Source organism: Streptomyces sp. JH34, from assembly GCF_029428875.1.
GTDB lineage: Bacteria > Actinomycetota > Actinomycetes > Streptomycetales > Streptomycetaceae > Streptomyces.
In genome coordinates this window covers 6912109-6924804 of the sequence record NZ_JAJSOO010000001.1, presented here as the reverse complement: position 1 = coordinate 6924804, position 12696 = coordinate 6912109, and the positions used below count along the sequence as shown (strand labels likewise).

Here is a 12696-nt window from a genome sequence, read left to right as displayed (position 1 = left end):
CTGACGGATGGCGCGGATCGAGATCGACATCGACGCGTACGCCAAGGGCGTGCTCGACGGGAAGCGGGCGTTCGTGGCCCGCGCGATCACCCTCGTCGAGTCGACCCGCCCCGACCACCGGGTGCAGGCGCAGCGGTTGCTCAGCGAGCTGCTGCCCCGTTCGGGGCGCGCCCGGCGCATCGGGATCAGCGGGGTTCCGGGCGTCGGGAAGTCCACGTTCATCGACGCCCTCGGCACCCTGCTCACGGGGCTCGGGCACCGGGTCGCGGTGCTGGCCGTGGACCCGTCGTCCAGCCGGACGGGCGGTTCGATCCTGGGCGACAAGACCCGGATGGAGCGGCTGGCGGTGGACGCGCGGGCGTTCGTACGCCCCTCCCCCACCGCGGGGACGCTCGGCGGAGTGGCCAAGGCGACCCGGGAGTCCATCGTGGTGATGGAGGCGGCGGGCTACGACGTGGTGCTGGTGGAGACGGTCGGCGTCGGGCAGTCGGAGACGGCGGTCGCCAACATGGTCGACACCTTCCTGCTGCTCACGCTGGCCCGTACCGGAGACCAGCTGCAGGGCATCAAGAAGGGCGTCCTGGAGCTGGCCGACGCCATCGCGGTCAACAAGGCCGACGGCCCGCACGAACGCGACGCCCGCGCGGCGGCGCGTGAACTGGCGGGAGCGCTGCGGCTGATGCACCCGGTGGACGCGGCCTGGACTCCCCCGGTGCTGACGTGCAGCGCAAGGGAGTCGACCGGGCTGGACGCCCTGTGGGAGCAGCTGGAGCAGCACCGTACGCTCCTCGAGTCCACCGGGCGTCTGTCGGCCAAGCGCCGCGAGCAGCAGGTGGACTGGACCTGGGCGATGGTCCGCGACGAGCTGCTGGACGGCCTGCGCGGCCACCCGGCGGTGCGCGCCCTGACACCGGAGGTCGAACAGCGTGTCCGGGAAGGCGAGTTGACGGCCACGCTGGCCGCCGAAGAGATTCTCCGGGCGTTCCGCGGCCGCGGCTGAAAGCCCGTCCGGCGGGGGCGGGCGCACGCGGTGCCGGGTGCGCCCGCCCCGACGTCAGCCGGCGCCGAGTGCGTCGGAGACCAGGGCGCGGGCCTCGTCCTGGACCCTCGCCAGGTGCTCGGCCCCCTGGAAGCTCTCCGCGTACACCTTGTAGACCTCCTCCGTGCCCGACGGGCGCGCGGCGAACCACGCGCTGTCGGTGCAGACCTTGAGTCCCCCGACGGCCGCGCCGTTGCCGGGCGCCTCGGTGAGCACGGCCGTGATCGGTTCCCCGGCCAGCGTGTCGGCCGTGACCTGCTCCGGGGAGAGCCGGGCCAGCACCGCCTTCTCCTCACGGGTCGCCGGGGCGTCGACCCGGGCGTAGGCCGGATCGCCGAACCTGGCGGTGAGTTCGCCGTAGTGCTGGGAGGGGGTGGAGCCCGTGACGGCGGTGATCTCCGACGCGAGCAGGGCGAGCAGGATTCCGTCCTTGTCGGTGGTCCACACACGGCCGTCGCGGCGCAGGAAGGACGCTCCCGCGGACTCCTCGCCGCCGAATCCCAGTGTGCCGCCGAACAGACCGTCCACGAACCACTTGAAGCCCACCGGGACCTCGACCAGTTGCCGCCCGAGATCGGCGGCGACGCGGTCGATCATGGAGGAGGAGACCAGGGTCTTGCCGATGCCGGCGGCGGCGGGCCAGCCCTCGCGGTGCGCGTAGAGGTAGCGGATCGCGACGGCGAGGTAGTGGTTGGGGTTCATCAGTCCGCCGTCGGGGGTGACGATGCCGTGCCGGTCGGCGTCGGCGTCGTTGCCGGTGGCGATGGTGTAGGCGTCGCGGCGCTCGATCAGGGAGGCCATGGCGTACGGCGACGAGCAGTCCATCCGGATCTTCCCGTCCCAGTCCAGCGTCATGAAGCGCCAGGTCGGGTCGGCGAGCGGGTTGACCACCGTGAGGTCGAGCCGGTGGCGCTCGGCGATGCGCCCCCAGTAGGCGACCGAGGCGCCGCCGAGCGGGTCGGCACCGATCCGGATGCCGGCGTCGCGTACGGCGTCCAGGTCCAGGACCGCCGGAAGGTCGTCGACGTAGCCGGTCAGGAAGTCGTGCCGTCCGGTGGTGTCCGCGGCGAGCGCCCGGGCGTAGGGGATCCTCCGGACCTCCTTCAGCCCTCCCTCGATCAGGGCGTTCGCCCGGTCCTGGATCCAGGAGGTGGCGTCCGACCCGGCAGGGCCGCCGTGCGGCGGGTTGTACTTGAACCCGCCGTCGGCGGGCGGGTTGTGCGAAGGGGTGACGACGATGCCGTCGGCGAGGCCGCCCGTGCGGTCACGGTTGTACGTCAGGATCGCGTGCGAGACGGCCGGCGTGGGGGTGTAGCCGTCGTCGCTGTCGATCAGGACGGTCGCGCCGTTGGCGGCCAGCACCTCCACCGCCGTGATCCGGGCGGGCTCGGACAGTGCGTGGGTGTCGGCGCCGAGGAACAGCGGTCCGTCGGTACCCTGGCGCTCCCGGTAGTCGCAGATCGCCTGGGTGGTGGCGGCGATGTGGTCCTCGTTGAACGCCGCCGCGAGCGCCGATCCACGGTGCCCCGAGGTCCCGAAGGCCACACGCTGGCCGGGCTCTGCCGGGTCGGGGTGAACGGTGTAGTAGGCCGTCACCAACCGTGCCACATCCACCAGGTCTCCGGGCTGCGCCGGCTGACCGGCCCGTTCGTGAACCATCGTTTCTCCTCTGTCCTCATCGGCCGTTCGCGGACCGCCACGGGGCGGACGATCATCACGAGTCGTACCCGATACTGCCCCTTCGGCCCGTGCGCGGGTACACGGCCCGGCCCTCAGTGGATCCGGCGCGCGGCGGACACCACGGCCGTTCCGGCGTGGTTGGCCGGTTCACGCGCAGGCGTGCGGGACGACGGAGGGGCCCGGAAAATGCCGCCAGGACGACAGGAACACCCCGGGCCTGAATTCGTCCGCTCAACTCGGCGGCGAATTCGGCACATTACCGTTCGGCGCATCCGGGGGTCCGGGGATACACAGAGGCATACGGCCCGGTCATCATGCGGCACCGCCGCGGACAAAGGAAGACATGGCCGCCTGACACGCCGCACGATTCGAGGAACCGGTGGTCGGCAGCCTGTCCACGGTCAATCCACGTGGACACGAGCGCGAGTCTGCGTGTATTCCCACGTACGTTCTGCAACAGTGCGTTTCGGTTTCCGTTCCACTCATTCGGTCTCCACCGCCATATTCCTTGCCGCCGGTGTTCAACCGAACCGGCTCTTCGGGGGCATGTGAAAGAGAGCCGTGCGTGCTGCAGAAGAGTTGCACCGACAGAAGTCGGCTGACAGTCCTTCACCTGGTCCAGCCGGTGGAGGGCGGCGTCGCGCGGGTCGTGACCGACCTGGTCGCGGCGCAGGTACGGGCAGGGCTCCGTCCCGTCGTCGCCTGCCCGCCGGACGGGGCGCTCGCCGCCGGGGCCTCCACGGCCGGGGCCCGGGTGCGTGCCTGGCCTGCCGAACGGGCCCCGGGCCCCGGGCTGGGACGGGAGGTCGTCACCGCGGACCGGCTGATCCGCGCGTGTGCTCCCGATGTGGTCCACGCCCACAGTGCCAAGGCCGGGCTCGCCGGACGTCTGGCCGTACGCGGGCGGGTTCCGACGGTCTTCCAGCCGCACGCCTGGTCGTTCGAGGCTCTGGAGGGCCGGGCCGCACGGCTGGCCGCGGCGTGGGAGCGTTTCGGGGCGCGGTGGAGCGACCGCATCCTCTGTGTCAGCGAGTCCGAGCGCGGGGCCGGACAGCGCGCGGGCATCACGGCGCGCTGGTCGGTGATCCACAACGGCATCGACCTCGGCCGCTTCCGCCCCGGCGGCGAGGACGCCGGCATGTCGGCCCGGTCCTCCCTCCCCCTCCTCGAAGGGATTCCGGCGGACGTACCGCTCGTCGTGTGTGTGGGACGCCTGAGCCGGCAGAAGGGCCAGGACGTGCTGCTGCGGGCCTGGCGGACGGCAGCGGTCACAGGTGCGCGGCTGGTCCTGGTCGGTGACGGACCGCACGGGGACGAGCTGCGGCGCACCGCGCCTCCCGGCGTGCTGTTCGCGGGGGCCGCCACGGATGTGCGGCCCTGGATCCACGCGGCGGATCTGCTGGTGCTCCCCTCTCGCTGGGAGGGGATGGCCCTGGCTCCCCTCGAAGCCATGGCCTGCGGCACCCCCGTCCTGCTGACCGACGTCGACGGGGCCAGGGAGAGCCTGCCGCCCGGACAGCTGTCCCACTGCCTCGTGCCGCCCGACGACCCACCGGCCCTCGCGGCGGCGCTGACCGCGCTGCTGGGCGATCCGGTGCTGCGGGCGGAGCTGGGCAGCACGGCGCAGAGCCGCACCCGGGCGGTCTTCGACGTGTCGAGGACCGCGGGCGCGGTCCTGAATCTCTACGAGGAACTTGTCGGCCAGTCCCGCTCAACGACGAGGAGGCGCACCGAGCGATGACGACGGAGAGTGCACCTGTCCCCCGGGCCGCCCAGGCGACGGCCGTGCGGCGTGCGGCTTCCGCGATCCGGCCGCCGCGCAGCGGCGGGAAGGACGCCACGGCACCACGGCCCGCGGTACGCGCGCCACGACGACGCGCACCGGCGGCTCTCATGGCCGCCGACGCCCTCGCGCTCGGCGCGGCCGCGGCCCTGGTCGCGCCGGGGATGTGGCCGACGGCCGTCGTCCTCGTGCAGGCCGCCGTCCAGCTGCTCCTGCACGCCTACCGGGGTCTCTACCGGCCGGGTCTCTCCCCGTCCGCTCTGGCGGAACTGCCCGCGCTGGCCTGGCTGGCCGTCGTGCAGTGGTACGTCGTCGCCGAGGCGGTGACCCTGCACGACCCGCGGAATGCCGCCGGGTGGACGGCCCTCGGCTGCGCGGCCGGTCTCCAGATCCTGGTGGGCTGCGGTGCCCGCGCCCTGGTCCACCGGTCCCGGCTCTGGTCGGCCGGGCGCAGCCCTCGGTCCGCCCTGGTGGTCGGCGACGGCCCGGTCGCCGACCGGGTCGTCGCGGTGCTGCAGGAACACCGGCGGTACGGGATGCGGCCGGTCGGCCGGGTGACCGGCTCCGGTACGCAGGGGGACCAGCCGGCCGGGGAGGCGGCCCTGCCCGTCCTCGCGTCGGTGCAGGACGCCGGCCGGGCGGTCGTGCAGAACTCCGTACGGCACGCCGTCTTCACGGTCGCGCCCGAGACGGTGCCCGACGGGGCGGAACTCTTCGACCTGTTCACCCGGCACGGCTGCCAGGTGTGGCTGATCACCGATCAGAGCGCGGTCGGGCGATACCGGACCACGGACAGACCGGACCATGTGTGGGGCTTCGCCGCCCACTCGCTGCGCGCCGGGCCCCACCGGTCCGTCGCGCACCGGGTGAAGAGGGTGATGGACGCGGTCCTGGCCGCGGTCGCCCTGATCGTGGCGTCCCCGGTACTGGCCGCCTGCGCGCTCGCCGTCCGTGTGTGCGACGGTCCCGGCGTCCTCTTCCACCAGGAGCGGATCGGCGAACACGGACGGCCGTTCGTCCTGCTGAAGTTCCGCACCCTGCGTCCCGCCGACGCCCATGAGTCGGCCACCCGGTGGAACGTGTCGTCGGACCGGCGCATGAGCCGGGCCGGCCGGGTGCTGCGAAGGACGTCGCTCGATGAACTGCCGCAGCTGTGGAACGTCGTACGGGGCGACATGAGCCTGGTCGGCCCGCGGCCCGAACGCCCCTATTTCGTGCAGAAGTTCAGCCGTATGCACCCGGGCTACCGGGCCCGGCACCGGATGCCCGCCGGCATCACGGGGCTGGCGCAGGTGCACGGTCTGCGCGGCGACACCTCGATCGAGGACCGCGCCCGCTTCGACAACCGGTACATCGAGACCTGGTCGTTGTGGCAGGACCTGTGCGTGCTGGCGCGCACGGCCGGCTCGGTGTTCCGGCTCGGAGGCAGCTGAGCCGTGGCACTCACCGTAACCGCGGCACCCGCCGTTCCCGATGGCCGCGAGGAGGTGCCGCCTCGCGGGTGGAACCACCGCCGGCCGGTGCTCGTGCTGATCGCGACGGTCCTGCTCGTGGCCCTGCCGGGCGACGGAGCGGAGGCCTGGACCGTGTACGGCCTGCCGGCGGCCGATCTCCTCTCGGGGGTGGCCGTCCTCGTCTGCGCGGGGCGTCTGCTGTACCTGCGGAGGCGTCCCCTCAGCCCGGTCGCGGCGGTGGTGCTGGGCCTGCCGGCCGTGGGCCTCGCCGTGGCCACGGTCACCGCCGCGGACCCGGTGGCGGCGCTGCCCGGGTTCGTCCGGTACCTGCAGATCTTCGTGCTGGTGCCGGCCGCCGTCCTTCTGCTGGTCAGGGACGCCCAGGGGTTCCGGGCCGTCGCGGGCGCCCTCGTCGTGCTGGCCGTCGTCCAGGGGGCGACGGGTGTCCACCAGTACGTCACCGGATCCGGCGCCTCCTACATGGGGGAGGACATCCGCGCGGTCGGGACGTTCGGCCCCGGCGATGTGATGGGGATGGCCACGGTGGTCGGCTACGGCCTGGTCGCCGCCGCCGCGTACGCGCTCCGCACGCCCGTCGGCACCCCTCGCCGGCTGAGGCCGTGGGCCCCGTCGACCGCAGCCCTGCTGGTGGTCCCGCTCACGCTGTCCTTCAGCCGGGGTGCGTGGATCGCGACGGTGGCAGGCGCCCTTGCCATGATCGCCCTGACCGGGTTCCGGCAGGCCGTCCGCGCGCTGGCCGTACTGGGCGCCGCCGGAGTCGTCCTGGTCGGTGGTCCCGGTGTCGGGTCCGAGATGATCTCGCAGCGGCTGACCAGCATCACCGACGTCACCGGTGCGCCCGACCGGTCGGTCAACGACCGCTACACCATGTGGGCCGCCGCGGCGGACATGTGGCGCGAGCACCCCGCCACGGGCGTCGGTCTCAAGGGCTTCCCGGCGTACCGGGACGGGCACGCCTCGATCGGGCTCTCCGCCGGGAGCGACACGGCGGGGGCCGGCCAGGAGTTCCGCAAGCAGCCCCTGCTCTCCCCCCACAACATGTACCTGCTGGTCCTCAGCGAGCAGGGACTCATCGGCTTCACCGCCCTGGTGGGATCCTGGGCGGCTCTCCTGGCCGGCGGTGTCCGCAGGCTGCTGCTCGCCCGGGCCCGGGGGGCGGCGGCCGTCGACTGCGGCCTCGCTGCTGTCGGTCTGATGACCTGGCAGACGGTCGACTTCCTGTACGCGGACATCGGCGGTCCCTCCACCGTGCTGACCGGCATCGTGCTCGGCCTCGCCGCGTGGTGGGCGCTCGCCGAGCCGGAGAGGACGGCCCGCGCGTGAGCGGAGCCACCACGGATCCGGCCCCGGGAACGACGGCCGACGAGCCTGCCGCCCCCGGTGCCCGGACGCGGCCTGGTCCCTTTCTCGCCCGGGCGGCGGGCGGCGCGGCGGGACTGACCGTCGTCGCCGCCCTGTTGGGGCTCGTCCGGGACCAGGCCGTCGCCCGGCTCTTCGGCGCCAGTCACGCCAGCGACGCCTTCCTGATCGCCTGGACGGTGCCGGAGATGGCCGCCACGCTGCTGATCGAGGACGGCATGGCGCTGCTGCTCGTCCCGGCGTTCAGCCTGGCGCTGACCCGGCGGGCCGCCGGCGGGCACGCGCGGGACCCGGTCCGCGCCCTGGTGGCCGACACCCTTCCCCGGCTGTCCGCCGCACTGGCGTGCGCGGGCGCGCTGCTGGTCTGGGGTGCGCCCTGGGCCGTCGGCATCCTGGCACCGGGGCTGGACGATCCCCGGCTCGCGGTGGACTGCACGCGTCTGACGGCCGTCACGGTGCTCACCTTCGGGATCACGGGGTACTTCAGCGCGGCACTGCGGGCGCACGGCAGGTTCCTGGCGCCGGCCGGTGTCTACATCGCGTACAACGTCGGCATCATCGGCATGGCCCTGGCGCTGCACTCCGTGTGGGGGGTGCGAGCCGCCGCGGCGGGTGTCGCCGTCGGAAGTCTGCTGATGATCCTCACCCTGCTGCCCACGTTCGTGCGGCTGGTGCCGGGCGGAGGCGGGAGGCGGGCGGTGCGGGAAGAGGGCCCGGCCCTTCTCGGTGTGACGGTCCTGGCCCCGGTGATCCTGTTCGTGGTGAGCCGTCAGTCGCAGGTCTTCGTCGAGCGGTTCCTCGCCTCTTCCCTGCCGGACGGGGCCATCTCCCATCTCAACTACGCCCAGAAGGTCGCGCAGTTGCCGATGGTGCTGTCCATGATGATCTGCACGGTGACCTTCCCCGTCGTCGCGCGGGCCATGGCGGCCGGGGACCGGGAAGGAGCCAGGCGACGGGTCGAACGCGATCTCGCCCTGGCCGGCACCGTGGTGCTGCTGGGCACGGCGACGGTCCTCGCCTGTGCGCCGCAGATCGTCGAGGTCCTCTTCCAGCGGGGAGCCTTCGACGCGGCGGACACCGCCGCCACCGCGGGCGTCATGCGGGTCTACGCGCTCGGCCTGCTCGGCCACACGCTCGTCGGGGCGCTGTGCCGGCCGTTCTTCTCGGCGGGCAGGCCAACCTGGTACCCGCTCGGCGCGATGGGCGCCGGTCTCCTCGTCACCACGGTCGCCGGTCTGCTGCTGGCCGGCCCGTCCGGCGTCGACGGCATCGCGGCAGCCAACGCCGTCGGCATCAGCACGGCAGCCCTGCTGATGCTGCTCGGACTGGGCACACGGGCGGTCGCGGTGCGGCCGGGGACCGTCGCGCTGTCCCTCGCCCGTCCGGTGGCCGCGGCGGCGGTCGCCGCGGCGGCGGGCCGGCTGGCCACGGACCTGGTACCGGGGCCGGTTCCCGGACTGGCGGCCGGCTGTCTCCTCGTGCCCCTGACCTTCCTGCTCACCGGACTCGTGCTCCGGGCCCCCGAAGCCGTCCATCTGCTGGCACTCATCCGACAGAGGTTCCCCCATGGCCGCTGACACCTCACCACGCCGTGCGCGTACGCTCCCGGTCCGGTCCCGGCCGTGGATCTGGACCTACCACTCGGTGAGCGATCCGACGGACGATCCGTACGGCATCACCGTCTCGGCCGACCGCCTCGACGAGCAGCTGACCTGGCTGCGCCGCCGGGGACTGACCGGCGTGGGCACCGCGACGCTGCTGCGCGGGCACGCCGCCGGGGAGCACGGGCTGGTCGGGCTCACGTTCGACGACGGGTACGCGGACTTCCTGGACGAGGCGCTCCCGGTGCTGCTCGCCCACGGCTGCACCGCGACGGTGTTCGTCCTGCCGGGACGGCCCGGCGGCTCCAACGTCTGGGACCCGCTCGGCCCGCGCAGACCCCTCCTGACCGAGGAGGGTGTCCGCACCGTCGCCGCGGCGGGCATGGAGATCGGCTCGCACGGACTGCTCCACCGGGATCTGACGCAGCTGTCCGACGACGAGCTCCGCCGCGAGACCCACGGCAGCCGGGAGGCGCTGCGCCGCGTCACCGGCCGGGCGCCTGCCGGCTTCTGCTATCCGTACGGCACGGCGGACCGGCGGGTGGCCGCGTCCGTGCGTGAGGCGGGATACGCCTACGGGTGCGCCCTGGCTCCCGGCGCCCTGGCGGGACCGCTCGCCCTGCCCCGCACGCATGTCAGCCACGCCGACCGGGGCGCGCGCCTGCGTGCCAAGGAAGTGCGGCACCGGCTGCGGTACCGCGTGGCCGGCACCGCGGGCCCGGGTGACGCCGCGTGAAGGCACTGCACGTCATCACCGGACTCGGCGCCGGCGGGGCCGAGCAGCAGCTGCGGCTGCTGCTGCGTCATCTGCCGGTGCGCTGCGACGTCGTGACGCTCACCAACCCGGGGTCGGTCGCCGAGGGGCTGCGCGCCGACGGCGTGCGTGTGCGGAACCTCGGGATGCGGGGCAACCGGGACCTCGGCGCCCTGCCGCGGCTGGCCCGGCTCATCCGACGCGGCTCCTACGATCTCGTGCACACCCACCTCTACCGTGCCTGTGTCTACGGCCGGATCGCGGCGCGCCTGGCCGGCACCACCGTCGTGGCGACGGAACACTCCCTCGGGCGCGCGGAGATCGAGGGACGGCCGCTGAACCGCGGTACCCGAGAGCTCTATCTGCGCACCGAGCGGCTGGGCGCGGCGACGGTCGCCGTCTCCGACACCGTCGCGGGCAGACTGCGCGACTGGGGTGTGCCGGCCGCTCGGATCCACACCGTGCCCAACGGAATCGACGCCGCCGCCTTCCGTTTCGACAGCGGCCTGCGGACGTCCACACGGGCCCTGCTGGGGCTGCCCGACGCGGCCTTCGTGGTGGGGGGCGTGGGCCGGCTCGTCCCCGGCAAGCGCTTCGACGCGCTGATCCGTGCCGTCGCCGCGCTCCCGGACGCCTGGCTCGTCCTGGCCGGGGACGGCCCGGAGGCCGCGCCGCTCCGCGCTCTCGCCGCCCGGCTCGGGGTGACCGGCCGTGTCAGGTTCCTCGGCGAGTGCGGCGGCGCGGGCACCGCTCCCGGCGTCCCGGCGGTGCTCAGCGCCGTCGACCTGTTCGTCTCGGCGTCCCGCGAGGAGTCCTTCGGTCTGGCCGTGGTCGAGGCCCTGGCCGCCGGACTGCCCGTTGTGCACGCGGCCTGCCCCGCGGTCGAGGACCTCCCGGCAGGCCGCGTGCCGGGTACCACACGCATCGGCTCCGCCTCCGGCACGACCGATCCCACGGCCGGACTGACGGCCGAACTGACGGCCGCCCTGCGGCACCGGACGGAGGGCGGCGCCCGCCGGCTGCCACCGCCCGCGGCCGTGGACCACTACGACATCCGGCTCAGCAGCCGGCGCCTCATGGACGTCTACGCACAGGCCGTCGACACCGCCACCGTTCCCACGACCGAGAGAGCACATCCATGACCGACTCGCCCGAGCAGCAGCCGACCGTCGCCGGACGGCTGCGCAGGCTCCGCCCCGCACTCGTACGCCCCGCCTGGTGGCCCCTGCCGGCCTGTGTCCTGCTCGGAGCCACCTGCGGATTGTCCTACGGTGTGCTCGCCCGCCCCGAGTACGCGGCCACCAGCTACGCCGTGGTCACCGCGGGCAAGGACATCGACCCGGCCGCCGCGCTGGGTTACGCGCAGTCGTACGGCCGGCTGGCCACCAGCGACGCCACCCTGGCCTACGCCAAGGGGGCCGCCGGGGAGCCCGTGCGCGAACTGCGCACGCACGTGAGGTCCGAGACCTCACCGGACTCACCCATGATCGCGGTGACCGGCACGTCGGCCGACCGGGACCGTGCGGCGGACATCGCCAACGCGGTGACCGAGGCCGTGGTCGTCAGCAGCGGGCACGTCTCGAAGGACACCGGGGTGAAGCTGATCAAGTTCTCGCACGCCGTGCCCCCCGTCGATCCGGTGTCCCCGTCCGCTCCCCTCGGCACCGCCGTCGGCGCCGGCGCGGGCGGACTGGTCGGCGGACTGGTCCTGCTCGTCCGTCCCCGCCAGGGCCGCCGCGGCGTCACCGCGCAGGTGCCCGGCCCCGCCCAGGGCGGCGCGGCAGGCGAACGGGAGCTGGTGCGATGAACACCGACCGTCGTGGCCGGCTGACCGTCACCCTCTGCCGTGACCTGGCGGACTTCGCGGACCTCGCCGCGGAGTGGGACGCGCTGCACCGCCGCTGCCCCACCGCCACCCCCTTCCAGAGTCACGCGTGGCTCCACTCCTGGTGGCTCTCCTACGGAGTCCCCGGCCGGCTGCGGGTCGTGCTGGCGCGCCGGGACGGACGCCTGATCGGTGCGGTGCCCCTGATGCTCGTCCACCGCCCCATGCCTCTGCTGGTGCCCATGGGCGGCGCGATCTCCGACTTCTTCGACATCCTGGTGGACGGCGAGGACACCCGGGCGGCGGTCACCGCGCTGGAGCGCGGGCTCCACAGGGCGGCCTCGCACACCGTCGTGGACCTGCGGGAGGTCCGGCCCGACGCCTCGGCGCACCTGCTGTTCGAGGCGTGGCCGGGCGCACGGAGCAGCCGCACGGACTCGACGTGCATGGAGCTGCCCGCGGAGCCGATCGACGCCCTCATCAGGAGGATGACCGGGTCCCGGGCCCAGCGGGCCCGCGCCAAGCTCCGCAGGATCGACGCGCTGGGGATCGAATGCCGCACCGCGCCGGTCCACCGGGTGGCGGGGGCGATCGGCACCCTGCTCGCGCTGCACGAAATGCAGTGGCTCGGCCGAGGTGTCAACCCGGAGCACCTGCGCCCGCGCTTCTGCTCCCACTTGGTGCGCTCCACCCGCCGGATGGTGCGCGACGGGGAGGCCTCGGTCAGGGAGTTCGTGCTCGACGGGGAGGTGGTGGCCGCCGACCTGTCCTACCGCTCGGCACAGCTGACCGGTGGCTACCTCTACGGCGTCCACCCCGGGCTCAGGGAGAGGAAGGTGGACGTCTCCACGATGCTGCTGCGCGAGATCGCCCGGGAGACCGAAGGCGTGGACCACGGTGTGCTGAGTCTGCTGCGCGGCTCGGAGCAGTACAAGAACCACTGGGGCCCCGTCGCCGTCGTCAACCGGCGTCTGCTGCTGGCCCGTGCCGGTCTGGAGCCGCTGCTGCGGCTGCGCGAGACGCAGCTGACCGCACGGGACCGCGCGGCCCGGACGGTGAAGTCCCGGGTCCCCGCCGCGCGGGACTGGCGCGGCCGGCTGAGCGGACTCCCGGCGGCCGGACTGGCGTTCATCGGACGGGATTGAGCTGAGATGATGAGTTTTCCGACAGTCCGTTACCG

Annotated in this window: 10 protein-coding genes; 9 read left to right on the top strand and 1 reads right to left on the bottom strand. The window is 73.7% G+C overall.

Features of this window, described 5'->3' with window-relative positions; all coding sequences use genetic code 11:
• Positions 1-7 precede the first annotated feature (7 nt).
• Positions 8-1000, top strand: a complete 993-nt coding sequence (gene meaB, locus LWJ43_RS31075) for a methylmalonyl Co-A mutase-associated GTPase MeaB (RefSeq protein WP_277335497.1) — start codon at positions 8-10, stop codon at positions 998-1000.
• Between the two features lie 54 nt (positions 1001-1054).
• Here meaB and pgm read toward each other — a convergent pair whose 3' ends face one another.
• A complete protein-coding gene (pgm, locus tag LWJ43_RS31070; protein WP_277335496.1) occupies positions 1055-2698 on the bottom strand; it encodes a phosphoglucomutase (alpha-D-glucose-1,6-bisphosphate-dependent) in 1644 nt (547 codons plus the stop codon).
• A 586-nt stretch (positions 2699-3284) separates the two neighbouring features.
• Here pgm and LWJ43_RS31065 point away from each other — a divergent pair.
• Genes LWJ43_RS31065 through LWJ43_RS31030 form a run of 8 tightly spaced genes read left to right on the top strand, consistent with a single transcriptional unit; the run spans position 3285 to position 12661 of the window.
• On the top strand, positions 3285-4460 hold the full coding sequence (locus LWJ43_RS31065; protein WP_277335495.1) for a glycosyltransferase family 4 protein: 1176 nt from the start codon (positions 3285-3287) through the stop codon (positions 4458-4460).
• Complete coding sequence (locus tag LWJ43_RS31060; RefSeq protein ID WP_277335494.1) at positions 4457-5935, top strand: sugar transferase; 1479 nt, start codon at positions 4457-4459, stop codon at positions 5933-5935. The genes LWJ43_RS31065 and LWJ43_RS31060 overlap by 4 nt, the downstream gene beginning before the upstream one ends.
• A 3-nt stretch (positions 5936-5938) precedes the next feature.
• Positions 5939-7300 carry an O-antigen ligase family protein gene (locus LWJ43_RS31055; RefSeq protein WP_462100923.1) on the top strand — a complete coding sequence of 454 codons (1362 nt, stop codon included), beginning with the start codon at positions 5939-5941 and terminating at the stop codon, positions 7298-7300.
• Entirely contained in the window at positions 7297-8913 is a 1617-nt protein-coding gene (locus LWJ43_RS31050) for a lipid II flippase MurJ (RefSeq protein WP_277335493.1), read from the top strand. The genes LWJ43_RS31055 and LWJ43_RS31050 overlap by 4 nt, the downstream gene beginning before the upstream one ends.
• A complete protein-coding gene (locus LWJ43_RS31045) occupies positions 8903-9673 on the top strand; it encodes a polysaccharide deacetylase family protein (RefSeq protein ID WP_277335492.1) in 771 nt (256 codons plus the stop codon). The genes LWJ43_RS31050 and LWJ43_RS31045 overlap by 11 nt, the downstream gene beginning before the upstream one ends.
• On the top strand, positions 9670-10833 hold the full coding sequence (locus LWJ43_RS31040) for a glycosyltransferase (protein ID WP_277335491.1): 1164 nt from the start codon (positions 9670-9672) through the stop codon (positions 10831-10833). Before LWJ43_RS31045 ends, LWJ43_RS31040 begins: the two co-directional genes overlap by 4 nt.
• Entirely contained in the window at positions 10830-11498 is a 669-nt protein-coding gene (locus LWJ43_RS31035) for a YveK family protein (RefSeq protein WP_277335490.1), read from the top strand. The genes LWJ43_RS31040 and LWJ43_RS31035 overlap by 4 nt, the downstream gene beginning before the upstream one ends.
• Positions 11495-12661: a GNAT family N-acetyltransferase gene (locus LWJ43_RS31030; protein WP_277335489.1), complete on the top strand. Its 1167-nt coding sequence runs from the start codon at positions 11495-11497 to the stop codon at positions 12659-12661. The genes LWJ43_RS31035 and LWJ43_RS31030 overlap by 4 nt, the downstream gene beginning before the upstream one ends.
• Positions 12662-12696 lie beyond the last annotated feature (35 nt).

What these genes read in the sequence shown, in the direction of transcription:
- meaB (WP_277335497.1), top strand. Translation starts at nt 8, where the DNA reads ATGGCGCGGATCGAGATCGACATCGACGCGTACGCCAAGGGCGTGCTC.
- pgm (WP_277335496.1), bottom strand. Translation starts at nt 2,698, where the DNA reads ATGGTTCACGAACGGGCCGGTCAGCCGGCGCAGCCCGGAGACCTGGTG.
- LWJ43_RS31060 (WP_277335494.1), top strand. Translation starts at nt 4,457, where the DNA reads ATGACGACGGAGAGTGCACCTGTCCCCCGGGCCGCCCAGGCGACGGCC.
- LWJ43_RS31045 (WP_277335492.1), top strand. Translation starts at nt 8,903, where the DNA reads ATGGCCGCTGACACCTCACCACGCCGTGCGCGTACGCTCCCGGTCCGG.
- LWJ43_RS31035 (WP_277335490.1), top strand. Translation starts at nt 10,830, where the DNA reads ATGACCGACTCGCCCGAGCAGCAGCCGACCGTCGCCGGACGGCTGCGC.
- LWJ43_RS31030 (WP_277335489.1), top strand. Translation starts at nt 11,495, where the DNA reads ATGAACACCGACCGTCGTGGCCGGCTGACCGTCACCCTCTGCCGTGAC.